General features: G+C 42.7%; 27 protein-coding genes. 4 read left to right on the top strand and 23 right to left on the bottom strand.

From position 1 onward, the window contains the following. Positions 1-14: 14 nt before the first annotated feature. Genes KNQ09_RS03715 through KNQ09_RS03725 form a run of 3 tightly spaced genes read right to left on the bottom strand, consistent with a single transcriptional unit; the run spans position 15 to position 1,249 of the window. Positions 15-707 carry a hypothetical protein gene (locus tag KNQ09_RS03715; RefSeq protein ID WP_214857473.1) on the bottom strand — a complete coding sequence of 231 codons (693 nt, stop codon included), beginning with the start codon at positions 705-707 and terminating at the stop codon, positions 15-17. Between the two features lie 25 nt (positions 708-732). Then, a complete protein-coding gene (locus tag KNQ09_RS03720; RefSeq protein WP_214857475.1) occupies positions 733-933 on the bottom strand; it encodes a hypothetical protein in 201 nt (66 codons plus the stop codon). Between the two features lie 16 nt (positions 934-949). Further along, complete coding sequence (locus KNQ09_RS03725) at positions 950-1,249, bottom strand: hypothetical protein (RefSeq protein WP_214857476.1); 300 nt, start codon at positions 1,247-1,249, stop codon at positions 950-952. Positions 1,250-1,437: 188 nt separating this feature from the next. Between KNQ09_RS03725 and KNQ09_RS03730 the strand changes: the two genes are divergently transcribed. Together KNQ09_RS03730 and KNQ09_RS03735 are read left to right on the top strand one after the other, a co-directional pair. After that, positions 1,438-2,355: an NAD(P)-dependent alcohol dehydrogenase gene (locus tag KNQ09_RS03730; RefSeq protein ID WP_214857477.1), complete on the top strand. Its 918-nt coding sequence runs from the start codon at positions 1,438-1,440 to the stop codon at positions 2,353-2,355. A 93-nt stretch (positions 2,356-2,448) separates the two neighbouring features. After that, positions 2,449-3,201 carry a collagenase gene (locus KNQ09_RS03735; RefSeq protein WP_074668468.1) on the top strand — a complete coding sequence of 251 codons (753 nt, stop codon included), beginning with the start codon at positions 2,449-2,451 and terminating at the stop codon, positions 3,199-3,201. A gap of 381 nt (positions 3,202-3,582) precedes the next feature. Here KNQ09_RS03735 and KNQ09_RS03740 read toward each other — a convergent pair whose 3' ends face one another. Further along, complete coding sequence (locus tag KNQ09_RS03740) at positions 3,583-3,894, bottom strand: hypothetical protein (protein WP_214857478.1); 312 nt, start codon at positions 3,892-3,894, stop codon at positions 3,583-3,585. A gap of 403 nt (positions 3,895-4,297) precedes the next feature. Continuing rightward, positions 4,298-5,356, bottom strand: coding sequence for a serine hydrolase domain-containing protein (locus KNQ09_RS03745; protein WP_214857479.1), 1,059 nt, complete (start codon positions 5,354-5,356; stop codon positions 4,298-4,300). 109 nt (positions 5,357-5,465) lie between these two features. Here KNQ09_RS03745 and KNQ09_RS03750 point away from each other — a divergent pair, with 109 nt between their 5' ends. Then, positions 5,466-6,341, top strand: coding sequence for a MerR family transcriptional regulator (locus tag KNQ09_RS03750; protein ID WP_214857480.1), 876 nt, complete (start codon positions 5,466-5,468; stop codon positions 6,339-6,341). Between the two features lie 144 nt (positions 6,342-6,485). Here the strand turns inward: KNQ09_RS03750 and KNQ09_RS03755 are convergent, their stop codons facing one another. From KNQ09_RS03755 to KNQ09_RS03775, 5 genes are read right to left on the bottom strand one after another with little or no spacing between them, the layout of a single operon-like run. Beyond that, positions 6,486-7,178, bottom strand: coding sequence for a ChbG/HpnK family deacetylase (locus KNQ09_RS03755; RefSeq protein WP_214857482.1), 693 nt, complete (start codon positions 7,176-7,178; stop codon positions 6,486-6,488). Beyond that, positions 7,171-7,473, bottom strand: coding sequence for a PTS sugar transporter subunit IIB (locus KNQ09_RS03760; protein WP_214857483.1), 303 nt, complete (start codon positions 7,471-7,473; stop codon positions 7,171-7,173). Before KNQ09_RS03760 ends, KNQ09_RS03755 begins: the two co-directional genes overlap by 8 nt. Next, positions 7,470-7,769: a PTS sugar transporter subunit IIA gene (locus KNQ09_RS03765; protein ID WP_214724268.1), complete on the bottom strand. Its 300-nt coding sequence runs from the start codon at positions 7,767-7,769 to the stop codon at positions 7,470-7,472. Before KNQ09_RS03765 ends, KNQ09_RS03760 begins: the two co-directional genes overlap by 4 nt. A gap of 29 nt (positions 7,770-7,798) precedes the next feature. Next, positions 7,799-9,118 carry a PTS cellobiose transporter subunit IIC gene (celB, locus tag KNQ09_RS03770; RefSeq protein WP_058713530.1) on the bottom strand — a complete coding sequence of 440 codons (1,320 nt, stop codon included), beginning with the start codon at positions 9,116-9,118 and terminating at the stop codon, positions 7,799-7,801. Next, on the bottom strand, positions 9,115-10,437 hold the full coding sequence (locus KNQ09_RS03775) for a 6-phospho-beta-glucosidase (RefSeq protein ID WP_214857484.1): 1,323 nt from the start codon (positions 10,435-10,437) through the stop codon (positions 9,115-9,117). The genes celB and KNQ09_RS03775 overlap by 4 nt, the downstream gene beginning before the upstream one ends. 173 nt (positions 10,438-10,610) lie before the next feature. Here KNQ09_RS03775 and KNQ09_RS03780 point away from each other — a divergent pair, with 173 nt between their 5' ends. Continuing rightward, complete coding sequence (locus KNQ09_RS03780) at positions 10,611-11,327, top strand: GntR family transcriptional regulator (RefSeq protein WP_058713528.1); 717 nt, start codon at positions 10,611-10,613, stop codon at positions 11,325-11,327. Between the two features lie 99 nt (positions 11,328-11,426). Here the strand turns inward: KNQ09_RS03780 and KNQ09_RS03785 are convergent, their stop codons facing one another. The 13 genes from KNQ09_RS03785 to KNQ09_RS03845 all read right to left on the bottom strand — a co-directional run bounded on the left by KNQ09_RS03785 (position 11,427) and on the right by KNQ09_RS03845 (position 23,241). Continuing rightward, entirely contained in the window at positions 11,427-11,666 is a 240-nt protein-coding gene (locus tag KNQ09_RS03785; RefSeq protein WP_156357189.1) for a hypothetical protein, read from the bottom strand. Positions 11,667-12,325: 659 nt separating this feature from the next. Next, positions 12,326-14,212, bottom strand: a complete 1,887-nt coding sequence (locus KNQ09_RS03790; RefSeq protein WP_214857485.1) for a DUF4084 domain-containing protein — start codon at positions 14,210-14,212, stop codon at positions 12,326-12,328. A 211-nt stretch (positions 14,213-14,423) separates the two neighbouring features. Beyond that, entirely contained in the window at positions 14,424-16,691 is a 2,268-nt protein-coding gene (locus KNQ09_RS03795) for a putative bifunctional diguanylate cyclase/phosphodiesterase (RefSeq protein WP_214857486.1), read from the bottom strand. A 236-nt stretch (positions 16,692-16,927) separates the two neighbouring features. Continuing rightward, positions 16,928-18,106 (bottom strand): hypothetical protein, encoded by a 1,179-nt coding sequence (locus KNQ09_RS03800; protein WP_064299970.1) that lies wholly within the window; start codon positions 18,104-18,106, stop codon positions 16,928-16,930. A 37-nt stretch (positions 18,107-18,143) separates the two neighbouring features. Beyond that, positions 18,144-18,482 (bottom strand): hypothetical protein, encoded by a 339-nt coding sequence (locus KNQ09_RS03805; protein ID WP_064299969.1) that lies wholly within the window; start codon positions 18,480-18,482, stop codon positions 18,144-18,146. Positions 18,483-18,500: 18 nt separating this feature from the next. After that, on the bottom strand, positions 18,501-18,782 hold the full coding sequence (locus tag KNQ09_RS03810) for a hypothetical protein (protein ID WP_064299968.1): 282 nt from the start codon (positions 18,780-18,782) through the stop codon (positions 18,501-18,503). A 33-nt stretch (positions 18,783-18,815) separates the two neighbouring features. Continuing rightward, positions 18,816-19,241: a hypothetical protein gene (locus KNQ09_RS03815; protein WP_251138088.1), complete on the bottom strand. Its 426-nt coding sequence runs from the start codon at positions 19,239-19,241 to the stop codon at positions 18,816-18,818. A gap of 234 nt (positions 19,242-19,475) precedes the next feature. Further along, positions 19,476-20,330: an NmrA family NAD(P)-binding protein gene (locus tag KNQ09_RS03820; RefSeq protein WP_050677785.1), complete on the bottom strand. Its 855-nt coding sequence runs from the start codon at positions 20,328-20,330 to the stop codon at positions 19,476-19,478. A 53-nt stretch (positions 20,331-20,383) separates the two neighbouring features. Continuing rightward, entirely contained in the window at positions 20,384-20,803 is a 420-nt protein-coding gene (locus tag KNQ09_RS03825; RefSeq protein WP_214857487.1) for an RrF2 family transcriptional regulator, read from the bottom strand. Between the two features lie 36 nt (positions 20,804-20,839). Continuing rightward, positions 20,840-21,133 carry a hypothetical protein gene (locus KNQ09_RS03830; protein ID WP_023468121.1) on the bottom strand — a complete coding sequence of 98 codons (294 nt, stop codon included), beginning with the start codon at positions 21,131-21,133 and terminating at the stop codon, positions 20,840-20,842. Further along, positions 21,120-21,998, bottom strand: a complete 879-nt coding sequence (locus KNQ09_RS03835) for an NmrA family NAD(P)-binding protein (protein WP_214857488.1) — start codon at positions 21,996-21,998, stop codon at positions 21,120-21,122. Before KNQ09_RS03835 ends, KNQ09_RS03830 begins: the two co-directional genes overlap by 14 nt. Before the next feature lie 233 nt (positions 21,999-22,231). Beyond that, the gene (locus tag KNQ09_RS03840) at positions 22,232-22,750 is read right to left on the bottom strand and encodes a hypothetical protein (protein ID WP_214857490.1); all 519 of its coding nucleotides are present in this window, start codon (positions 22,748-22,750) and stop codon (positions 22,232-22,234) included. A 20-nt stretch (positions 22,751-22,770) separates the two neighbouring features. Next, positions 22,771-23,241, bottom strand: coding sequence for a DUF7878 domain-containing protein (locus KNQ09_RS03845; RefSeq protein ID WP_214857491.1), 471 nt, complete (start codon positions 23,239-23,241; stop codon positions 22,771-22,773). Between the last annotated feature and the right edge of the window lie 12 nt (positions 23,242-23,253).

Genomic DNA, 23,253 nt, shown 5'->3' on the forward strand with positions numbered 1-23,253 from the left:
AAGATGAATACTCGTTATTTTTGAGCGATATATTTTTTTTGATCGAAATCATATTTAAATTCAACGATCATCCAATCATCACCCGTTTGATTCCGATACGAGTAAAAGAGCGATGTCTGTTTTTCTGGATACACGACTGTACTGTCATCATAGGCTTTTCCAATCTTAGAGTAATCTTCTGTGCGGTGAGCCGTCATGACACCTAGCCCTTTGCCCGAAAGAATATGATCGAATTCTGCTATCGTCATGCCTGGTTTAAATTTCTTTCCTGGCAAGAGTCGTTTTTTCGAAGGCGTTTTAGGGGTGTATTCCTTTTGCACAAGATATAACGTGTGACCTTTTTGTTTCGTTTTGAAGATCAGATGCATGCGCTGTAAAGACCAATGATCGTTTTTTTCATCGTACGGATAAAATGAGAAAGCGTATAAAGCATAGTCGTCTTTGATCTCACTCAATACTACCTTGTGATTGAGTGTCGTGACGCCATGTTCTTTCTTTATGTATTTCTTATATGATTTTCCGTAGAGCGATTTTGCGACGTCTGTCGCGGTCATACCGAGTTTTAGTTTTTTGTACGACGTATATTCCTTTGTCGCCGCGTCGACAGAATGAGGTGCGAAAATAGTACCAATCATCGAAAGCGTGATCAGAAGCGCGAAGAGTACTTTCAACTGAAGAAGGTGTAATTTTTTCGTACGTGCCATCATGATTGTGTCTCCTTTGACAAATGTATTAAAAACCGGGCGTTTCTTTTCGTTTGAGATACCAGAGAAGTCCGAGTGTAAAGAAAAAACCAATCGCACCTATGATTCCGATGAACAGGAAACCAATGAGATCATTACCGATATTCTTTTGAAAAAAATAGGATGAACCAAAAATCGCAGTGGTAATCATGAAAATATTGCGTAGATGGCGAAGTACTTGGACTATCATGGAGAACCCCTCTTTCTTAGTTTTTCGTTCGACGGATCTCGGTCGCGACAATCGAGTTCTTTGCAAACGTCACTTGAATCGTATCACCGGTTTGAATGGCAGCCGTGTTATCCGTTTTGCCATACACGATCGTGTCCGTTGTGACGCGAATTTCTGTTAATGCATACTGCTCGTCTGGATGTTGTTCACTTGGAGCGACGAATAACGTATCCCCTGTAACTTTCTCGACGATACGTGTATCGTTCTCGTGTGTACAGGCACTAAGCGGCATACTAAGGAATAGAATAAAAGCGAAAAGCCACCGACGTGTCGGCATGAACCAGGCACCTACTTTCGTCAGTTAATAGGGTTAAATGAAATCTTATTATTATATAAATTTTACCAGTTGTGATACTGATTGATGCGAATTAAAAAAACTTTCTTACTCCAAAACAACAGGAATTCGGATCGAAATCGGCGTATGATTAAGGGAATACCATCATCTCGATCAGAGGAGGAAATACGATGAAGGCAGCCATCTGTACCCGCTACGGATCCCCTGACGTCTTGCACATCACAGAGGTACCACGCCCGGTTCCAAAATCAAACGATCTACTGATTAAAGTACATGCATCTGCCGTCCATTCCGGAGATCGTCGCATGCGTTCGCTCGATGTTCCGCTGTTGGGGAAGCTTCCGATGCGCCTAGCTGTTGGCTTTAAGCGACCGAGACAACCAATTCTTGGCGTTGTTCTTGCCGGTGAAGTCGTCGAAGTCGGTCGAGACGTCAAGCAGTTTCAAGTCGGAGACCGTGTCCATGCCTTGACCGGATTTGGCTTCGGTGGATACGCCGAATATGCGTGCGTGTCTGAGAAACGTTGCATTGCAAAAATGCCGCAGCACGCATCGTACACGGAAGCGGTCTGTCTCCCGTTCGGTGGTACGACGTCGCTCCATTTCTTCCGGAAACTCCAAATCGATCAGATGAAGACAATCTTGATTTACGGTGCGTCGGGCGCTGTCGGAACGGCTGCCGTTCAAATCGCCAAAGCAAAAGGGCTGCAGGTGACGGCTATCTGTAGTGGACGAAACGCGGAGCGGGTCAAAGCACTCGGTGCCGATCACGTAATCGATTATACAAAGGACGGTTACGATGGATTGTTGCTGAAGTACGATGCCGTCTTCGATGCGTCCGGAAAAATCAATAAGACGCAAGCGAAACGGCACGTCAAACAAAATGGCGCCTTTGCATCCGTCGCGGGACAAGGTGTGGCGAGAGAACGGAAAGAAGATCTACACTATTTAAATGAACTGTTTGAAGCGGGACGATTCAAAGCCGTCATCGACCATATCTATTCACTTGATGAGATCGTCGAAGCGCATCGTTATGTCGATACCGGGCAAAAGTTCGGTAACGTCGTCGTGTTAGTAGCAAACGAATGATTCATCGAACCACCTGATTCAGGTGGTTTTTTTATGGTTATCCAATATATGTTAAAATAAAATAGGCTATTTTAAGAATAGGGGGATATAGCGATGATGAAACAGATTCATGCGTTTGAGACAAAAACGGACTATGAGAAATACGAAGCGGTCACGCATCGCTTTCAAGCACGGTTAGACGAGTATCAAACAATCTTACAAGAGACGTATAAACTGATCGACGTGCCGAAAGGAATCGTTTGGACGTCAGCGGAACTCGCGACGACCGTCTTCTCGGACATTCCGATTCCGGCATTTACGAACAAGGACTTGATTTACATATCACCAGACGTTGCAGAATGGCGGACGTTATTTTTGTCTCAACTCGACGGAAAGGACGTACCACATATTCGAGCATTCTACGAAACGCTTGCGGAAGATCACGTCTTGACGATAGCTGGTCATGAACTGACGCATCACTTGGATTTGTTCGTTGATGAATTCGACGATGAGAGAGAAGACGGAATCTGGTTCGAAGAGGGAATGTGTGAGTATCTACCCCGGAAGCACCTGTTGTCGGACGAAGCATTCAAGCGAATTACGACAATTGAGACAGAGCTGGTCGAGCTCTTTCAGGAGGAGTATGGAGCGCGCTCGATTGATCAATTTGGGAGTGCCTCCTATACTGGTAGTCTGTCGAGTATCATGTTTGATTATTGGCGGAGCTTTCTCGCAATCCACCATCTCATCGAGGAACGATATGACGGGGACGTCTTACGCGTTTTCGAAGCATATCGGAACTGGCATGAACAGGGGCGGATTGTGCCGCTCTCGACATACTTTAATCTTCAGACGGTAAGACGCTAAGCTGTATTTGTAGTGGAGGAGGGCATATGAATCGTTACAGTATTCTTTCGTTATCTGCATTCATCTGTTTTTGTTTCTTATTTTTCTTGATGAAGAGCGGAGTCAGTCTGAAAGGGTTTGGAACTCTCTATATCCTGCTTCTGTTTATCGTTCCGTTAGTCGGCGTATACACAGGGTACAAAACGAAGCATCGAGTACTTAGATGGCTATTCGTTGGTATCCATCTTATTATGTTCTGTATGATGTCCTATTTGCTATTACTAGCTTACGGTATTTCTGAGCCTTAAAAAGGTTAAACGAAAAGGTCACTTGATTTCGAGTAAAAAAGAATCTTCTGACCTTTGCTAATATGTAGTGTGAAATAAGAAATCATCACGTGATTTAGTCTCGCTTTGGCAAACTAGTCGTTGTGCCCATCTCAACGACGTGATCATCTTGAAGACGATACAGGAAATATTCTTCTTTTTGAAGTCCTTGCCCCTGTACTTTCACGGCAATTTGATAGCGTTTTTCCTTATCGCGGTGTTTGTCGTCATAAGCAGAGTGGAGTGAGACGACATGAGCTGGACCGTATTTTTTCTCGACATAGGTCTCAACTTTTGTGCTGACGTGCTGCTCGAATCGTTCATCGTATCGGACGTCTAAATAAAACAGCAGTCCTCCTAATAGGAGTGAGACAATTAAAACGTTCATTCCGACTTTTTTCAATTCATCACTTCCGATCGTTCCATAGCATTAAACCTAGAAAAGCTGTTACAGATGATCGGAAGACGATACATCATAACAGCGATTGAATCATTAATTTGAAAATCTACATCATTTGAGTGATTGTTTTAAAGATCGACTCCAACTAATTTAAGAATGATGACGATCGTGATAGCTGAGAGCGCAAAAGAACCGGCAAAAGCAAGCTGTTTTTTCAAAAGTATCTCCTCCTTATGAAAGGGTTACCATTATTATGCCATTAAGTAAGATGTCTGTAAAATTAATTCCAATTAGAACCCTGGATTTTCATCATAAAATTTTAGGAATAGATGACAACATCCCCACTCCTCGTTTTGTCAATAGAGCAGGGATTTTTCATGTTTCCTACATTCTACTTTATTAATAGTCGATGAATCGCCCTTGCCTCAGCATATGTCGATTCCTGTCCGAACCAACGATAAGTGAGAGTTAATAATGGCGAAGTTCCAGTGTCATTCAATAAAGCGATAGATAAATTATTCTTCCGATCAACGATTAAAAACTGTCCGCCTGATCCTACTCCCCATAACAGAGGATTTTTAGCATTTGATTCTAACCACCAAAGATATCCATATCCTGAAAAACGATCGACGTCCGAAATCTTAGAGTAAGCCATTGTACTCTCCTCAACCCACTTGATTGGAATAACGGATCGTCCTTTCCACTTACCATCTTGGGCATAAAGCGCACCAAATCGGGCAAGGTTTTCGGCAGACATATAAAATCGATACATCGGAATGGATGTTTCTTCATTCTTTTCATAAGTGACATGAGAAGGGCTGAATGTTTTCATGCCAACAGGCTTGGCGATCCATTGTTCAAAAGCATCTCCGATTTTCATTTTCGTCTCTTTCTCAAGAATAAGACCCAACATGTTAAAATCCCAATTGTTATAGTAATAAAAACTTCCTGGAGTATGACTTTCACGTTTTGGACGTAAATCTTTCATTCGTTGTGATTCACCCAATGCGTTTAAGTAGATACCTGATCGTGCTTGTAATAAGTCCCGAATTGTTGCGGACTTCTCTTGTTTCGTTAAGGGTTGCTTGGAATCATCGACAGAGAGTTGTCCCAATGTCATATCCAAGTCTACTAACCTTTTTTCCTCTGCAATCCCAAATAGTGCACTGATGATGCTTTTACGAATAGAAGCAACATTATACAATTCGTTCGAAGAGCCGATGGATGCCACTTGTTGGGTATCCTGAATTGCATATAATGCGTCCGCCTCATTGCGTTTCATCTGCTGTTGAAGACTTATCTTCAACTGTTCAGTATCTGTTTTACTTTGAAGTGAAATATTTTCATTATCCGTTTCGTTTTGTACGAACGGGCGGGTAAGATGGACGAAAAGACTCCCAATTACGATTAGAGATAAAAATAAAAGAGTACGTTTCCTTCTTGACTTCATAGTTCAGTTCTCCTTCAATCAATATTGTGATGACACTGATTGATTATCAACCTTCAAGTAACTTTAAGGTCAAGCTTTCTATAAAATATATTTTGAAAGGAGAGATAACTTGAGTTTATTTAAAATTGGAGAGGCAGCAAAACAAAGTGGCATACCTGCATCGACACTACGATATTATGATCAGATTGGTCTGAGCCGTTCGCGTCAAATCGATCCACATAGTAAGTATCGATATTACACACAACACGACATCACACATATGAAAATCGTCCAGCATCTGCGCAGGATGAATTTTTCTCTTGAAGAAGTTCAACTTTTTTTAAACGAAAGAGATATGAATCTTCAACTTGGATTGTTAGATAAGAAGAAACAAGAAATTAAGTTAAAGCGGTTGGCACTTCTTCAGACTGAGAAGGAAGTGCATCGCCGAATCGAATCTATAGAAAAGGAATTAATTTCGTCAACAATCACGAAAAAGGATAGTTGGGAAATAGTAGTGAAACATTTTGATGAACGACCTATTCTATCGAAGCGAAAGATTTTCGACAGAGGTGGAATTGATATCTATCAAGACGCGTTTCTACAGTTACTCAAAGAAAATTCGTTTGAGGATCTACCCGTTACATCGCTCGTGTTACAGCATCATCATATCCAACTAAATGAAGAATTTTCTCACTTCGAAAGACATCTTCCAGAAATCGATTTAGAGGTAGGCGTGCTTCTTCCTTCCATGACATCCCCGTCTCAGAATGCGACTTTGCCTAGTGGTAGTTATGCTTGTATTGTGAGTAGAGGTATGGCAGGGAAGGAACGATTTCGTAAATTATATTCATTTCTACAAGAATGGCTTCAAGAAAACAACTATAAAGTCGAGGGACCATTAATTGATATCGTCTTAACAGACCTCACTCAGTTAACTGCGATTGATTATACGGAAGATATACTTTCTGAGACTCAATTTCGCATTACACCAAATAATGCGTAGTGTGAAAGCAACAATCATTTTGTACTTTAATTTTATATATGTAAAATTAATTCTAAAAAAATCGCAATTTCTTATTACAACGATTCATAAAGAAAATGACAACATCCCTACTCCTCGGTTCATCAAGGCAGTAGGGATGTTTTTTCATGTCCACCAATCCGGTGGAGTATATCTCGTTAAAAGATCTTTCTCGACGAGTCGCTGATTCACATAAGATGTGACGCTTGGAAGTAGCGCATCCATGTTGGCAGGGTGCACCATGACCTCAACGGATGAACCGGGTGAGATTGAATCAAGTGTCGCAAACGAAACGCCCTCTCCATAAAACCGCTCATCGAAGCGATTCGTCAGCCAGAAATCCCGGTGCTTCTCGTTCCCCGCAGCACGGAACGTCGTTTGATATTCGCTAGCGAGCTTGAAGATGACGGAGTCGATCGCGGACCAGCCGTGGATATGATGGTGACTGTCTAAGTGGTGCAGCGACAGCCTGGTAGCAAGAAAAGCTTCAATCTGGGCTTTCCATTCCAGGTAGACGTCTTCAGGATCCGGTGGCTCTTCCTTCAAAAAGCGACTCGTGAAACGAAACGTCCCGTCCTCCTTTGTTAACGACTGACTTGTCGACGCGAGCGGTTTTCCCCAAGAGAGCACGAGATGTACGCCGACATGCAGGTCCGAGTGTTGCTGAGAAAGTCGAACAGCTTCTTCGACCGCATGTCCGTTCATCATCAGCGTCGTCGAATTGACGGGACCGTAAAGATGACTCTCGATGATGCCTTGGTTAATACCCGTCGTCAAACCGAAATCATCAGCATTGACGATTACACGCGTCTTAGGCATGTGCCGTACCAGTCAGCGAGAGTGCTTGATCAAGCACTTGATCGCCATTCATCAACCCGTATGCCATGTTGTCAATCACAGCAACCGGCACGTTAACTGCTGTACGGATTTTGTTCTCGAGGTAGCGGACTTGCGGACCGATCAAGATGACGTCCATCGTCGTATGTTCCTTTAGTCGCGATTCGGGTACTGCTTCGATCGTTGCGTCAAGCCCTCGTGCTACGGCTTCCGTCCGCATTTTTTCTACTAAGATTGAAGTGGACATGCCTGCTGAGCAGACGAGTAAGATATTCATTTCGCTTCCTCCAGTCGATTGATTTTCGTGATCATGTCGATCATCTCGGTCGCCAGTTCCTTGACCGTCATCGCCGTCATCAGATGATCTTGAGCGTGGACGAGTAGGACACTCATCTCGTTGCTCGTTCCTCGTGCTTCTTCTTGCAAAAGTTCCGTTTGAAGTTTGTGTGCTTCAAGAAACGAGGTTTCAGCTTCTTCCAGCTTTTCTTTTACGAGCGCAGCGTCGCTGCGTTTGGCAGCGGCGATCGCCTCAAACGCACTTGATCGTGCATTTCCGGCATGTAAGATGATCATGAACGATAATTGTTGGATTGATTCTGTCTTCAACTGATTTTCTCTCCTTCGTGGATGCTGTCTTTATTTCGATTGATTTCGGCAGTCATGGCGCGTGCTCCTGCTACGACGAACGGGATGTAAATGAGTGTCGCGAGCGTCAAGTTGAACACCTGAAGCAGGACACCGCGGATGCTACCACCGGTGACAAGGTACCCGCTGATGATTGGTGGTGTCGTCCATGGTACGATAGCGACCGTCTTTGGAACCATTCCGGTTGATAATGCAACATATGAGACGACCGTCAAGACGACCGGTGCGAGAATGAATGGAATCAACATGACCGGGTTGAGCACGATCGGCATACCAAAGATGACCGGTTCGTTGATGTTGAACAGCCCGGCTGGAGCGGATAGCTTAGCGACTTGATGATAGGGATGATTGCGTTGTTTCCTTACGACGATGAAGATGGCGAGTAGAAGTGACAACGTCGTACCAGAGCCACCCATGAAGACGAACGCATCGAGGAACGGTTTCGTTACCGTATACGGGACATCATAAGCGGAAGCGCCAGCTTGGAAGGCAGCTAAGTTTTGTTCAATCAGCGGCAGGTAGATTGGCTCGATGACCGACCCGATGATGTTCGTGCCGTGTAGACCGAAGAACCAGAGGACATGGTTCAACAAAGCGATGATCAGACCAGCGGCAAGCGAATCACCGAAACCTTGAAGTGGCTGTTGGATTGCCTTGAAGATGACTTCGAAGATGCTGAGTTCGAGTTTTATTTGAATGAACAACTGGATCGCAGCAACGACCGTCAAGATGATCATCGAAGGAATCAATGCTTGGAACGATCGGGTGACACCACCGGGCACCCCCTCCGGCATCCGGATCGTCAGTTTCGTATGGATGAGAAGGCGGAACGCTTCCGTCACGAGGAGCGAGACGATGATGGCGACGAATAAACCTTGTGCGCCGAGCCAAGCGAAGCTAAGTCCCCAGTCTTTCGTGACTGGAACAAGCATGACGTAAGATGCGATCGACAGGATACCAGCGGCAAGACCGTCGATATCGTAGGACCGTGCCAAGTTATAGGCAATCGAGAAAGCGACTAGTAAGCCGAGGATCGCGAAGGAGGCATTCCAGATGTTTCCGCCGAGCCGTTGCCAACTGCCTTCACCAAAAGCGTTGTTCATCGAGCCGACGAAGTCGAGCGACCAGCTGCCGAGCTGGATGGCAGGGAAGTTATTGATCAGGATCGCGAGCGAACCGACGATGATGAGCGGCATGACGGAGACGAACCCGTCACGGATGGCGACGAGATGGCGCTGGGAACCGATCCGTCCGGCGATTTCAATGAACTTGTTCATGAGAGAACCTCCTTAAGTTGGAATTGGGGTAAGTACGGGTGATGCGCGCGAAACAGCTCTTCAAGTAAAGCGTCGATCCGTTTTTCGTCTTGGATCAATGGGTTCATCAGGGCAGCGAGATAAGCATCCTCATACTTCCCGGAGATGGCGGCTTGAATCGTCAGTTGCTCGAATGTCTTTAAGTTCGTGATCAGTCCACGCACGTGGAGTGGTAAGCTACCGATCGACAGAGGTCGCGGTCCGGCTTTTGTGATGACGGCGTTGACCTCGATGACCGCATCTTCCGGTAAGTCACGGATCGTTCCTTGATTCAGCGTATTGACGGTTTGGATATCACCACGGTCGTTATAGAGCGAGTCCATTAAATTACACGCTGCATCCGAGTAGTAGGCTCCACCGCGTTGCTCAAGCTCCTTCGGTTTTACATCGAGCGATACGTCTCGGTATTGCTCGAACAGTCGGCGCTCGACTTTTTGGACGACTTCAGCGCGTGTCCCGTTCTCTTCGTAAGCCTGTAAATCTTTAGCGAGCACGTCACGCGTTTGGAAATAATACTGATGGTACGGGTTCGGCAACATTTTAATTGAATTCAGGAACGACTCCGACCAGCCGAGTCCGACGATATTCGCTGGTGAGTAGTCATTCCCTTGACGCAATGCAGCAAGAACGTCTGCCGTCCGGTCCACACCATTCACCAAGACTTGTCGACCGAAGATGAAGTGATTCAATCCGATGAATTCGATCGAGACGTGCTCGACGGGGGCGTGCAGGATTTCAGCGACGGAGTTCCGCATGTTGAACGGGATGTTACAGACACCAATCACCTTCTGATGCTTGGAATGTTTCAATAGTGCTTCGGTCACGATTCCTGCAGGATTGGTGAAATTAATTAACCAGGCATCTGGACAGAGTTCCGCCATCTCGTCAGCGAGCTCTAGTAAGACGGGAATCGTCCGAAACGCCTTGAACATACCGCCAGCGCCATTCGTCTCTTGACCGATGAAGCCATGCTTCAGTGGGATGCGCTCGTCAAGCGCACGGGCCGCAAGACCACCGACTCGGATTTGCGTCGAGACGAAGTCGGCTCCACGGAGCGCTTCTCTTCGATCGAGTGTCCAACGAAGTGCGATCTTCACGTTAGACTTGTCAATCATCCGTTGTGCGAGTTTCCCAACGGTTTCGAGCTTTTCTTTTCCGTCTTCGATATCGACGAGCACGACCTCATCGACCGGAAAGGAGTGGTGACGCAGAATGAATCCTTCGATGATTTCCGGTGTATAGCTGGAGCCTCCACCGATGATGACGACCTTGAGTGGCATGTTGTGAATTCCTCCTTATGAAAGCGATTTCTTTTTGTTGTAACAAATGTAACAAATAATACAACTTAGAGCAATATAAAAATACAAATAAAACAAATTATGATTTGTATTTGCATTTGTATGATGTCTGTATCACAATAAAGGCACAAAGGATTAGAGGAAGAGGTGGGGGTATGTCGCAATCGACGTTACAGACGGCAATCAAGGAAGAGTTACTGTCGCGAATCAAGAGAGGCTATTACGAAGAAGGGAAAAAATTCCCGACGGAGTATGTACTTTGTGAAGAGTTCGATGTTAGTCGGACGACCGTTCGGGGGGCATTGAACCAGTTGACGCTTGAAGGGTATCTGATTCGACAGCAAGGACGTGGGACGTTCGTCGCCGGTAAAAAAGTTCGGCAGACCTTGTCGCATACACCGAACAATTACGCCGCTCAGTTAGCGGTGCAAGGTAAGCGGGGCGAGGTGTCGTTGATTCAATTATCCGTCGTCTCTGCGACCGACGTCCTAACGGAAGTCTTTCCTGTAGAAGAGCAAGCGCCCATCCAGAAGATTGAACGGATTCGTCATGCCGACGGTGAACCGACACAATATGAGATCTCATTCATCCCCTGGTCGATTGCTCCAGGAATTACGAAGGAACAAGCAGAACATTCGTTGTTTGATACGCTATCGAAGGTCTTCGATATCCAAGTGGCGAAAACGACGGAGTCACTCGAAATCGTCTTAGCGGATGAAGCCATCAGTAGTCATCTGAAATGTCCGGTCAATGCGCCGTGTTTTTATATCGAGACGGTGACAGAGGATCAGGAAGGTCAGATCATTGAGTATTCACGATCCTACTTCCGTGGGGATAAGACAAACTTTGTGATTGAACGTTCGTATCGTTAAATGGAATAGCATTGTTGCCGAGAAGCACGAAAAAAGGTTGAATCCCTTCACACATCGAAATGGATTCAACCTTTTTTGACGTCATCATTTTGTTTCAACTCACATTATGCTAAGTAATAGTTGAGGCTGTTCGGAGAGTAAGTAATCGTTTTCGACGTAGCGATGATAGGACAATGACGAATCGTTCACATGAAATAGCGTCAACTGTCGACTCTCGAAGTCGACTTCTTCTATGTAGACAAGTTCTGTAATGCCACCGGAATGATGGGGAGGAAGCAGTTTTAAGGATAATCTTTCCCGTAAAGCGATGAATAACATGACGTCCATTTTATAAGTCATAGTAACGGAAGTATCATTGTGAAGAATAATGGATGAATCGATGGAGAGACAAATAAGCGGATTCATAGTGGGTAACGATACCGGATGAGTCATTTCTTTTTGAAGGTGCTGCATGATGGACCTCCTTATAATAAGAACGTATGTTCATATTATGGGGTGTGAATACATTTTTTGCAATATTATTTGAGGTGAATCGTTTATCAAGGCATCAATCATGATTGTTCAAAGAGTTTGAATGGAGTTTTATAGATGGATTCTGGTACAAACGATAAGATCATGCTTTTCAAAAAAGGATGCTGAATTTTCATAGGTTTTGAGATAATCGGATCATATCCGTGCACCGGATTCCGTTTTCAATGATTTCCTTTTTGTAGTACCTCAAGAAGTAGTTCGTATCGACACCGATTATTCGAAATCTAGACGTTTGACTATCTTATATGAGGGTTCTGCCACTAGCAAAAAATTCATCGGAGGATTTTCCTGATGAGACAATTGACGAATGTTTACATTCATAACTGTATACTTCTTACATTTTAAGATGAATTAGCGAACCACTATTTTTATTAAATATAATATCAATTAATAAAAACCAGCATCTGATAAATAATCAGGTGCTGGTTTCATATTCTAAAGAGTCTATATCCAAGACTAATAATTTTTTAACTCGGCATATGTTGAAGTTCGTCATAAAGAACGTAGCTTCCTGATGGAATGTCTTTCGCACGATACATGGCGATATCCGCATGTTGGAGCATCTCGAGCATACTCAAGGCATCCGTCGGATAGCAGGAGATACCGATGCTTGGCGGGCAAGAAATCGTATGATTGGCAATCTCATAAGGTGCTTGTAACGTGCTCAACAACTGATTTGCCATACGATGAAGTTGTTCGTATGATCTAACGTCCTTTAAAAGTAATGTAAATTCATCGCCGCCTTGTCGCGCCATCATGTCAAAATCCATTTCAAATGATTGTAGTCTTTTCGCAACAGATTTCAATAATTGATCACCGACATCGTGTCCAAGTGTATCGTTGACCGTTTTGAATTGATTTAAATCCATGAAAAATAGCGACACATTTGATGTAGGATGAGGTGAATCAGATGTGATAAGCGTTGAAAGTCGTTCCTCGAATGCAAGACGATTAAACAGTCCGGTCAGTGCATCATGATAGGCAAGGTATTGAATACGTTGTTCATTTCGTTTCATTTCAGTCACATCCTTACCGATACCAAAGATTCCTACAATTTCGTTTTGGACGATGATTGGAACATTGGTGATGTTCATATACGTACTGGAACCAAGTGTATTTTCAACCACGGTTTCATAGCTTCGTGGCATACCTTTAAATACTTCTTTCAATTCTTTTGAGACTGTCATCCGGTGTGTATCTTTGACGTATCGAAGGCTATTTTGACCCATCAATTCGATTTTAGAGACACCTAAAAGATTGCTACAGGCAGTATTCGCACTATCGAATTGACCTTTAAGATCAGTTGAATACACTGGATCTGGATGGTATTCAAACAAGGATTTATATCGTTCTTCGCTTAATTCAAGCGTTTGTGCTTGATCGTAGTAGCGACGGACTAATTTATGATTCTCGATAATAATTAAGACTTGTCGGGTGATGACGAGTAAAATGGAAAGTCCTGAACCAACTGTCACGATATCGAAACTACGGGAGTGAAAACCCATGAAGACGAACAGAATCAAGACTCCTCCATAAGGCGTTAGCATTTGAAAAATATTTAACTTTTCGGGTTGAGTCGCTGACTTTGTACTTATAGTATTTGGCTGATGTTGAAGACCCGCATAAGCTAAAAGAATCATTGCTATGATGAACAAGGGGTCAATTAAACTACCTGAGATGTACGTGTCTTGGGCAATCAAATACAAGTAAACAGAGTCAGCGATTGCTTGTATCGTGACGGCTGCAATAATGAGATACATGGATAAACTTTTATCCTTACGCGTAAGATTAAAAAATAAAAAGGAAGCGGCGACTAACATACCCAAGTCTCCCAAAGGATAGATGAGAGAGACAATGAGAGCATTGATGGTTGCCATGCTCGTATCCAGAATAGGTTCGATCAAAAAGTGCCAAGAAAACGTACTCGCAACGACTAAAATGATCAAGACATCGAATAAAAATGAAATGCGTTGCTGTATTGCTGCATCCTTTAAAATTTTGTATGTCAGAGCGTAAAGTAGGAACAGCACTTGAAGAATGTAAAACACGTCTGGCCATCCTGGAAACGCCACATTTTTGTGGAAAATACTTTCTGTGAAAAACCAAATCAATTCGGCGATTAAATACCAAAAGGTGCCGAAAGCGATAAGTAACCAAAACTTACGATCGTTTGAATCAGCCCATTTGATAGCAATCTTTAAATAGAGAAGGGCAATCAACAATCCTGAAATCGAAAAGATATTTCCCCCTAGTGCTTCAAGAGAGGGAGAATCAGAAAAAGTAAAAATCCATCCATAATAGCCTAAAGCATAGAGTAGAATGATTAGGATAAAGCTTTTAGGTTGTTTAAACATGCTATTCTTTTACTCCTTCTTATCATATTCACTTAGTATACAATGAGCTTATTTTTTGAACAGAATTTGTTTATAAAACAGGTCTATACTGATTAATCAGACAGAGCATCTTAAAAGTATTCCTTAAGAGAAAGGTATAAAAATAAATCGCAATCATAAAGTGCATGACATAAACGATCAAACGTCATCTACATCATGCACTTTAAAATTTTTAGAGAGGTGTGGTCTTCAATACATCTTGTGTTTGAAGTAATGTAACGAATGCGTCAAAATCGATTGGACGTGAAAATAGATAGCCTTGACCAATCGTACAACCGTAGGAAGTGAGAATCTTTTTTTGCTCAATCGTTTCTATACCTTCCGCAACGACGTTTAAATTCAGATTCAAACCAAGCTCAATGATCGTCTTGACCATAGGAGAATTCTGATTAGAAGTCAGGCGATCAATGAACGACTTATCGATTTTCAATGTATCTATCGGAAGTTGCTCGAGCACATTCAAGGACGAATACCCTGTTCCGAAGTCATCGATGGATGTTTTAATCTGCGAGGTCTTCAAACATTGCAAAATCGAAACGCTCTCTTTGATGTTTTGAACAATGCTCTCTGTAATCTCAAGCTCGAGCCACTGCGAGTCAAGAGATGTCTCCTCGAGAATCTCGCTGACACGCTGGCAGAAGTTTGGACTTTGGAATTGAAGAACAGAAACGTTGACCGATAGAAGCAAAGGTTCGAATCCTAAATGCTGAAGTTGTTTACTTTGGTAAGTCGCAGTAAATAGGACCCACTCTCCGATTTCATTGATAAGACCTGCTTCTTCAGCGATTGGAATGAACTCAGCTGGTGAAATCCATCCGAACTTTGGATGATGCCAACGGAGCAATGCTTCCATACCAATGATTCTCCCAGAACGAAGATTGACTTTAGGTTGATAGTAGACGCTTAATTGTTGCTCACGTATCGCATTTCGTAAATAGGATTCAATTTCAAGCTTTCGTACTAAGTTGGATTGAAGTTCAGTTCCATAGTAAACAAATGCGTAATTTCCATTCTGTTTAGCTTGATAAAGAGCTTCAGCTGTATGAGCCTGTATTTCTTCGATAGTCAAACTTTGGTCAGGAAATACACTGACACCACCATGCGCTACAATATTCAATTCTAGCTCCTTCAAACAGATAGGAGCTGCAAGGTGAATGAATATTTTTTCATTCATTACAGTGATACTAGATCTTTCTGTTTTCAGAAGCACAATCATAAACTCATCTTCACTATACCGATACATTTTAAAATTCTCTTTCAGTACATGTTTTAAACGGAAAGATACTTCTTTCATGATCTGTTCACCGACATGATGCCCGAAAATATCTGTGTACATTCGCACCCGTTCTACTTGAAGCAATATGAAGGCAAGCGGTGTGTGTTCATCTTTAAGGGTATTTTTGGTGTCTTGTAAAAAAGATGCACGATTACCTAAGCTTGTTAATGGATCGATATATGCAATTTGGTTTAATTCAGCTAATAATTCACTATTTTTCATGACAGTAAAAGCTTGTCTAATAATGATAAGAAGAAAAATCATGATCCATCCTGTACTTAAGGCATTTAAATTCCAGGCATAACTTTGCATCATTAGGATAGAGAGAATCAAGATGCTCGAATAAGGAAAGATAAATTCTTTTTTAGTTGATACATTAAGAGCAAATGGATCAATCATACTTTCTTGTCTTGGCTCTTTTTCATGATATCGAGCAGTGTAACCGATAAACAATAATGCGATAGACCAAATCAAATCGACACTGCCACCTGATATATAGCTATTTTTAATTGTAAATTGTGCAAAAGTGATATCTCCGATGACTTGTAAAAATAAACCGATGATGAGATAAGTCAAATATGCATTGCGTTTGTTAAATAGAATTAAATAATAAAGCGTGATGATAAAAAAAAGAATTCCTAAATCTGCAATTTGGAAAAGAAATGTATGGGCGATGTACCATAAAGACTGCTGATTAATCTGATAAAGTGGATAAAGCAGGTAATGATAACTAATTGAAGTCGCGGCTATCATATAAATCATTGTATTAAAGAAGAATGCCGAGTTTGAAAATTTTCTCGTTTGATTCAAAAGTTGATTTAACAGGGCAGCAAAGTAGAAAAAGTAAGAGCAGACCCAAGTTAAGGATGATAAGTCCGGTGTATCCAGGGCATTATTCGTAACAAGTAAGATGATCCAAACAAGTGTGCCAAGGGTAGAAAAACTAGCTCCAAGACCTAAAAACATCCAAAAACGTCTAGCGGAGTCATTCTTAAGATAACTTTTTATGATCCAACTCGTACTTAAAATACCGACGAACAACTGGACCGTGTTCAATAGAACCAATCGCATCCATTCAGATCCTTCAAAAAAATGGTTCCCATACCAAAACAATAAACCAATTCCGATGGACAGAAGGAAGGGATAACTTATAGTTGTACGCAAAGATTTTTCCTCCCTTATGTTTAAATAGCTTTCAAATAAGTATCGGATATATTGGATTTATATTTAACGTAATGTTCTAATGTCGTTCGGATTTTAAAAATAGCTACTATTAAAAAAATATAGAACTTAAAAATAAGCCTAGTTCTCCCAATTGAGTTGATCTAGGCTTACATTTAGTTTGTTATCGTTTTATATTTATTGATTTAAACGATTTAAAAGCTTTTTTACTGTCGTGTCTAGTAATTTGAAGCTTTCAAGTTTACAAGATGGTACGTCGTTTTCGTTCCATTCGTGATGCTGTACGCCAGTACACCGTCATGGTACAGAGGAATGGAAACCAGCTCTTCAAAGTCCGTTAAAGGAGCGACGGTCTTCGCTTTTAAGTCCGCATACATCAACTGATGGATGCCTTCGCGGAAGATGACTTGTGTATTTGAGAGGAACTGAATGTCGTCGATCGTCGTCTGGGCACTTGAAGCAGAATAGTTCAGCGTCTGTTCGTCCAATCCGATTGGGTGGAATATGGCGTCGCCTTCTGTTCCAAGAGCGAGATAGGTACCGCTGCGACTGAAATCAATCAATCCGGATATCTCTTTTTTGTAGGCACCATCCAGCGTCTCAAGCACACGGACGTTCTTTCCGTTGTTAAAGTGAGACGTGTATAAAGTCACCCCGTCATCGCTATCGCGGTGCTCGTATGTGAATAGACCGTCTCGTACCTTTCCTGTTTTTAAGATGAAAGACTGGAGTGGTGTGATCTTTCCGGTTTTTAATGAATACGACTTGATCGTGGAAACCGTTTTTTGTGCAGTCGCTTCTTGCGTGATCCAGGAAACCCGAGTTGACGTGACATCGATTTTTGGAGGAGATGTATCAAAGCGACTTTCTCCAGTATCGAGCGTCGTCACCTGATTCGTCGTAATCTTCAATTGACGAATCGACCATTTTACACCTGTTTTCGTCGGTTGTTCCGTTTCGACCCATAGTAAAAACGCACCTGTACCCGTCACCATCGGGATTGCATGCTTCGTCGCATGGACGATTTTGTTGTGCTGTCGTTTCGTATCGTATGTATAAATGGTGCTCTTATTTTCTTGTAGATCCAAGTAAAACATCTGGTTTTGATAAGAATACTGTGGATCGATCGAGACACGGTGTTTGCTTAATAAGGAAGAGATGTCGTACGTTTTCGTTTGACCTAACGTGACGCGCTCCGATTGCTTTTCTAATTCGATTGCTTGTTGGTTCTTGGAGTCGGTCGTTGCTTTCTTCAAGGAAGTGTTTACTTGTTCAGGTGACGCGACATTTTTTTGTGCTACACGCGGTGTTGCTTGTTCTTGCATCATGGAACAACCCGCTGTCGTCCAAACGATGGTCGAAAGACAAAAGACGGATGCGAATCGATGTAATTTCATATCGGATAGCTCCTTCGAAGATTTTCGGAAACGTAAGTCAGTGCTGCATATCATGTGAAGAGGGACTCGGACGACGGGTGTGAAGAAATACGAGATACCACCACTTTAATGTGTAGGCGAATAAGAAGACACACATCCATGCCCACGGTCGCAGTGTCGTCAATCCTTCGTAAAAATGTCTGAACTCTGTAATGTCAAGACGGTACATGGAGTTCCAAATGAATAATGCACACAGAAAAAGCATGGCTAACATCGCTCGAATCGATGCTTTTCTCAAAGATGGATGCTTGATCGCGACAAAAATTGCACTGATAAGTGTGATGAAAAAGAAAGCATAGAATAATACCCACACCCACATGTCATTGGTTGGACCCATATGTATTTTCCTCCTCAGTTAATCATGGATGCGTCTAGACGATCTTCTAAACAAAACAGAAAGAATGACATCAATCAGTAACCCGATCAAGAACCAACTGATCAAGGTCAGGATGTAGATCAGAAAAAGTGGGACATGGAAGGAATCTAGCCATGTTCCAAGAAAGGATCGTGATTCAAGAAGCCAGAAAACAGGGCTCGTCAAAAACAACAAGATATTTTTGTCGTCGTAGCCGAAGGCATTGAACAGACAGACAACAAGTGAGAGCAAGGGTAGCCAGAGTCGAAAACCTTTACGCATTATTATTCATCTCCTGTTTGAGTGAGGTTGGTTTTATCGGACTTGAATCAAAAAGGCGGATAGACCGTCACCATGTTCGTTCCATCCGGCAACGACCTCATAGGTATACGTACCTTGAGCAGACGGTGCGATAAGAATGTCGTTTTTTAATGAAACCTGTTCACTTTTCGTTTTCGAATCCCAGCGTACGACTTCGAGCGAATCGGGTTTACGATCAAACGAGAGATGAATTTTGTCAGAGGGTGAGACGATGACGGGTTTACTTTTTTCAGTCATGTGTAAAGCATCCACATAGATCATGTCCGCACATTGAGCACTGAACAAACTGGACCAGCAATAAGAACCTTGAACAGTTGGAATCGCTTTACCGTTTACTTCGACGTTTGGGTCATAGGGTTCGATCCGAAATGGCTCAAAATAGATAAAAAAAGCAATCACGGCAAGTAGTGAGCCAATCAAAATGAATTTAAGGATACCAGCTCCTCCTTTATTGAATAAATAATAGTGTTAAATCGGAAATTAAAATCAATCAAGTCATATATCATGCAAAAGAATCTTCATATAGAATCATTTTCCACAATAAACTATCAAATCCCTTCAAATGGATGAAGGGATTATGAATGAGGCACACGTGTCTCTTTGAGACGACTAGGTTTTGAGGAAGTCATGTTCCTTTTACGAAGAATGGAGGAATCAATGCTTCTCCCAGTGGGCTTGATAATCGAGAATATATTGACTCAGGGGAATCGGCTCGGTGCCAGTCACTTCGCGGAATTGACGGTTCGTTCGTTTCGTGAGTCCGAGACTAATCGGGAGGTGTAACATGATGACTTCATTGACGTAGCTTTTCGGATATCCTTTTTGGACCATCTTCATTTGGAAGAATGGAATCGAAGGGTTCGTGTAACGAATCGTCTTTCCTAAGAGTAGCGTCATCAGACTTGCGATCTCATGGAAACCGAAAACTTCCTCGCCATGCAATGTATAGACACGATTGAAATGGGGAGCAGGATGTTCGAGGCAATGGATGACGAACGTCGCGATATCCCGAATGTCGATCATGCTTGTCTTCCCAAGACCAGCGGGCGTAACGATCTGCTCGTGAAAACGGATGTCATCACGCATGAAGAGATTCAAATTTTGCATGTAGTATCCGGGACGGATGATTGTAAACGGGATACCGGTCTCTTGAATGATCTTTTCGATCGTATGGTGAGGTGTCAGCGGAAAGACTGGAACATCCTTGAACGAGAGATAAACAATGTGCCGGACTGAGGTGAAGCGCAAATAGCGCAGAAAGAGATGGAACTGTCGTGTTGATACTTGGGACGGATACATCAAAAAGAGTTGATCGACGCCTTTTAACGCTTGTGAAAACGTTGAGATATCGGCGTAGTCCAGGTGACGATAGTGAAAAGCATTGCCGAATTTCTCTGAAGCAGCTGCTGGGTCGATGACAGCCGCATGAAAGGGAATATGTCGCTTCATCATTGCATGACCGACGGCTAGTCCAACGTTTCCTGTGAATCCTGTTACTAAAATCGTCATGTGTAACGTCCTTCCTGTACACTTGACTGAACTGCTGTTTGATGAGAAGTAAATTATGATATGTCTAAGAAAAAGTGAGGTGGTAAATCGTCCGCTAATTGCTTTATCGTAACTTGATTGAGCGTATTAAAGAACGAAATCAGTGCAACATCTAATAGTTGATCTAACGCACGTACCTGATAACGCGTTCCCAGGAAAAGCGGACGTTCGAATAATGCGACGACTTCTCCGACCCGGACAGTATGACTCAATGGAAGGAGTTGAACACCACCTTCTCGTCCAGCATGGGTTCGTAAAAGACCTGCTCTTCCTAAAATTGAAATGATCTTCGTAAGATGCTCGTACGAGATGTTACATTGAAGCGAAATATCTCTCGTCTTTACGTATTCTCCTCTTCGTGTCATCGATTTTGAGGTGTGTGCCAAAAAAAGTAATGTCAGCAAGCCGTGTTCCGTAGCACGTTTCAACCGCACGATCGCATCTCCTTTCATTTTTGACTGACGATGATTTCAGACAATCAAGAGACAATATCGCGTCATGGAGGAAAAGGGCGCTTTCGTCATGTAAACATGCGTGTAGGAATCATCGAATGTGATCAAAGCAGAAATGAGGTGTGCGCGAATGTACCGACAGGAGAGGCTTCGCCGTTGAGGCGTAATCAGTTCATCTCTTCGAGAGTCGAAGTCGAGCAACAATTGCAATGGGTACTCTGTGAATATCGTCACCTGACAATGAATGCCGAGCCGGTGATAATAATCGACGATGCATTGACGAACGAACAGTGCTCGTTCATGAGTAATCATATGCTTTGCCCTCCTCTTCATTTACCCAATCGGATAGATGGTCTTTTATATATTGCCGAAGGGTGATCGGTCGTTCACCAATTAGTTCTAGAAAGTGGTTATCCGTCTCATCCGCTAGACCTAATAAGATCGGCACATGAAGTTTGATGATTTCATTGGTTTCTTCGTAAGACAATCCATGTTGCATCATAAAGGACCGGAAAAAATCAATCGACGGGTTCGTATACATGATCTCTGTTTCAAGTTCTTCTCCGAGAAGCCGGGCGACTTCGTAAAAATTGTAAGCCGCTTCACCGCTGATCGTATAGATTTTATTGAAGTGAGTGGCTGGGTTTTCAAGACACGTCATCACGACGGTCGCTACGTCACGGGCATCAATCATGCACGTCTTACCAATTCCTGCCGGTGCGAAGAGGTGTGCATGATCTCGTAACATATCTCGCATGAACATGTTTAAATGCTGCATGTAGTAGCTAGGACGAATGATCGTGTAGGGAGTGTCGGTTTGGCGAATGACGACTTCAATACGATGATGTGGCGTGAACGGGAGGGATAGAGCGTCTTTGGCTGAGAGGTAGACGATGTGTTGCAGGGCAGTCTGTCTGAGATAATGAATAAAATATTCGAATGTTTCCAAGTCCGCGTTTGCAGGAAATTCGAGAAAGATTTGATCGCATCCTGCGAGTGCCTCTACGAACGTCGAGGCATCTTGGACATTGAATCGACGAAAGTCAAAATGCTCTCCGTATAATTCGGAAGCGGCTTGTGGATCGGATACCCCGATGCAAAAAGGCTGTTCTTCCGTGCGCATACGTTGGCTGACGAGCTGCCCGATCGGTGAAGAAAAGTCCGTAATGAAAATCATGGGAAGGTTCCTTTCCTCTCTTAGATGAACGAGGCATCACTGATGTTGGAAAGTGGTAAATAAAATACTTGTATTAGTTATATAATACCCTAATTATCTTTCAAATACCGGATAGATGATAGTTCCTGCTAAAAACATGATTAAGTATTCCATTTATTCAATATATGAACCTTAATATTCAAAAAAATTAATTATAAATACTTATGTTTACATATCTAGGCTTATTATGAATATTACTTGACGTACTTGTCGTGAAGGCTATCGTAAATTTGCGCGTATGTTTCCTTGAGTGACTTAATCGCAGTCGCATCGCCAATAACATCCACTACATCCGTCGACACATACAAAAGAAAAACTGAGTCATAGAAGACGATGTAAGCTGGCGTGTGCCCTCGATAGACTTTTGTGCAATAGGAAATGATTTCATTGAGCTCTATATCTTTCACATGCGCATAGACGACACTTTTATGAGCTACTTCATCTTCCACGATATACTCTTTCCAGTTTCGAATCGTGATCGACGAGCCTACTCGTGCCTTTGCTGAATAACGACGAAAACGATGAATGTACGCAGCAACGAATAGAAGATGGATGGATCTGTCTTCTTGAAAAATCGTCTGAAGAATTTCTTTTAACTGCGAAGCATTTAGGTCTTCCATTAAAAAGCGGCTACGGCGTTCTGGTGTTGACTGAAAATAGGGTGTTGGCTTCCTGATATCAAGCTCGATCTGGAACTGAGATAAATCAAGCATATAGAAGTCTCCTCATTCTATTAAAGTTTTGGTGACGAATAGGGAATGTGACGGATGAAGGCATCCAGCTGAATGTCGAAGTACGCTTCAAGATCGAATCGAAGTTGCCTTTCTAAATCAGACAAGCATGTCACTAAGGTGTCGAGAGGAAAAACAGTGTTCATCCGTTCATCGCCCCAAATCGATTGAATATTTCCTTGATTCGTGGAGGGGACCATCGATACGATTGCCCCTTCTTCATCATGGTCAAACTCCACCGAATAATAAGAAAAGGCAGGAATGAATGAAGGCGTCACCAATCTTTTCCACCGATACAACGATTTATAAAACTCGAAGATGGATAACGATGTTTCGAGATATAGTGCATGATCAATGATGATTTTGACATTCGCTTCAATCGACGGAATCGTGGGGATATCCTTTGCTGAAGCATTTGAAATAGCGTTCGGTGAATTTAAAAAATCATACGTACATCTGATTTGAGAAGACACGTTCATCACTCC

The sequence above is a fragment of the Exiguobacterium sp. s191 genome (assembly GCF_018618955.1).
Taxonomy (GTDB): Bacteria; Bacillota; Bacilli; order Exiguobacteriales; family Exiguobacteriaceae; genus Exiguobacterium_A; species Exiguobacterium_A abrahamii.

Bases quoted from the DNA above. Each gene is read 5' to 3' on its own strand.
- KNQ09_RS03715 (WP_214857473.1), bottom strand. From the start codon at position 707: ATGATGGCACGTACGAAAAAATTACACCTTCTTCAGTTGAAAGTACTC.
- KNQ09_RS03720 (WP_214857475.1), bottom strand. From the start codon at position 933: ATGATAGTCCAAGTACTTCGCCATCTACGCAATATTTTCATGATTACC.
- KNQ09_RS03725 (WP_214857476.1), bottom strand. From the start codon at position 1,249: ATGCCGACACGTCGGTGGCTTTTCGCTTTTATTCTATTCCTTAGTATG.
- KNQ09_RS03730 (WP_214857477.1), top strand. From the start codon at position 1,438: ATGAAGGCAGCCATCTGTACCCGCTACGGATCCCCTGACGTCTTGCAC.
- KNQ09_RS03735 (WP_074668468.1), top strand. From the start codon at position 2,449: ATGATGAAACAGATTCATGCGTTTGAGACAAAAACGGACTATGAGAAA.
- KNQ09_RS03740 (WP_214857478.1), bottom strand. From the start codon at position 3,894: ATGAACGTTTTAATTGTCTCACTCCTATTAGGAGGACTGCTGTTTTAT.
- KNQ09_RS03745 (WP_214857479.1), bottom strand. From the start codon at position 5,356: ATGAAGTCAAGAAGGAAACGTACTCTTTTATTTTTATCTCTAATCGTA.
- KNQ09_RS03755 (WP_214857482.1), bottom strand. From the start codon at position 7,178: ATGCCTAAGACGCGTGTAATCGTCAATGCTGATGATTTCGGTTTGACG.
- KNQ09_RS03760 (WP_214857483.1), bottom strand. From the start codon at position 7,473: ATGAATATCTTACTCGTCTGCTCAGCAGGCATGTCCACTTCAATCTTA.
- KNQ09_RS03765 (WP_214724268.1), bottom strand. From the start codon at position 7,769: ATGATCATCTTACATGCCGGAAATGCACGATCAAGTGCGTTTGAGGCG.
- celB (WP_058713530.1), bottom strand. From the start codon at position 9,118: ATGAACAAGTTCATTGAAATCGCCGGACGGATCGGTTCCCAGCGCCAT.
- KNQ09_RS03775 (WP_214857484.1), bottom strand. From the start codon at position 10,437: ATGCCACTCAAGGTCGTCATCATCGGTGGAGGCTCCAGCTATACACCG.
- KNQ09_RS03780 (WP_058713528.1), top strand. From the start codon at position 10,611: ATGTCGCAATCGACGTTACAGACGGCAATCAAGGAAGAGTTACTGTCG.
- KNQ09_RS03785 (WP_156357189.1), bottom strand. From the start codon at position 11,666: ATGACTTATAAAATGGACGTCATGTTATTCATCGCTTTACGGGAAAGA.
- KNQ09_RS03790 (WP_214857485.1), bottom strand. From the start codon at position 14,212: ATGTTTAAACAACCTAAAAGCTTTATCCTAATCATTCTACTCTATGCT.
- KNQ09_RS03800 (WP_064299970.1), bottom strand. From the start codon at position 18,106: ATGAAATTACATCGATTCGCATCCGTCTTTTGTCTTTCGACCATCGTT.
- KNQ09_RS03805 (WP_064299969.1), bottom strand. From the start codon at position 18,482: ATGGGTCCAACCAATGACATGTGGGTGTGGGTATTATTCTATGCTTTC.
- KNQ09_RS03810 (WP_064299968.1), bottom strand. From the start codon at position 18,782: ATGCGTAAAGGTTTTCGACTCTGGCTACCCTTGCTCTCACTTGTTGTC.
- KNQ09_RS03820 (WP_050677785.1), bottom strand. From the start codon at position 20,330: ATGACGATTTTAGTAACAGGATTCACAGGAAACGTTGGACTAGCCGTC.
- KNQ09_RS03830 (WP_023468121.1), bottom strand. From the start codon at position 21,133: ATGATTACTCATGAACGAGCACTGTTCGTTCGTCAATGCATCGTCGAT.
- KNQ09_RS03835 (WP_214857488.1), bottom strand. From the start codon at position 21,998: ATGATTTTCATTACGGACTTTTCTTCACCGATCGGGCAGCTCGTCAGC.
- KNQ09_RS03840 (WP_214857490.1), bottom strand. From the start codon at position 22,750: ATGCTTGATTTATCTCAGTTCCAGATCGAGCTTGATATCAGGAAGCCA.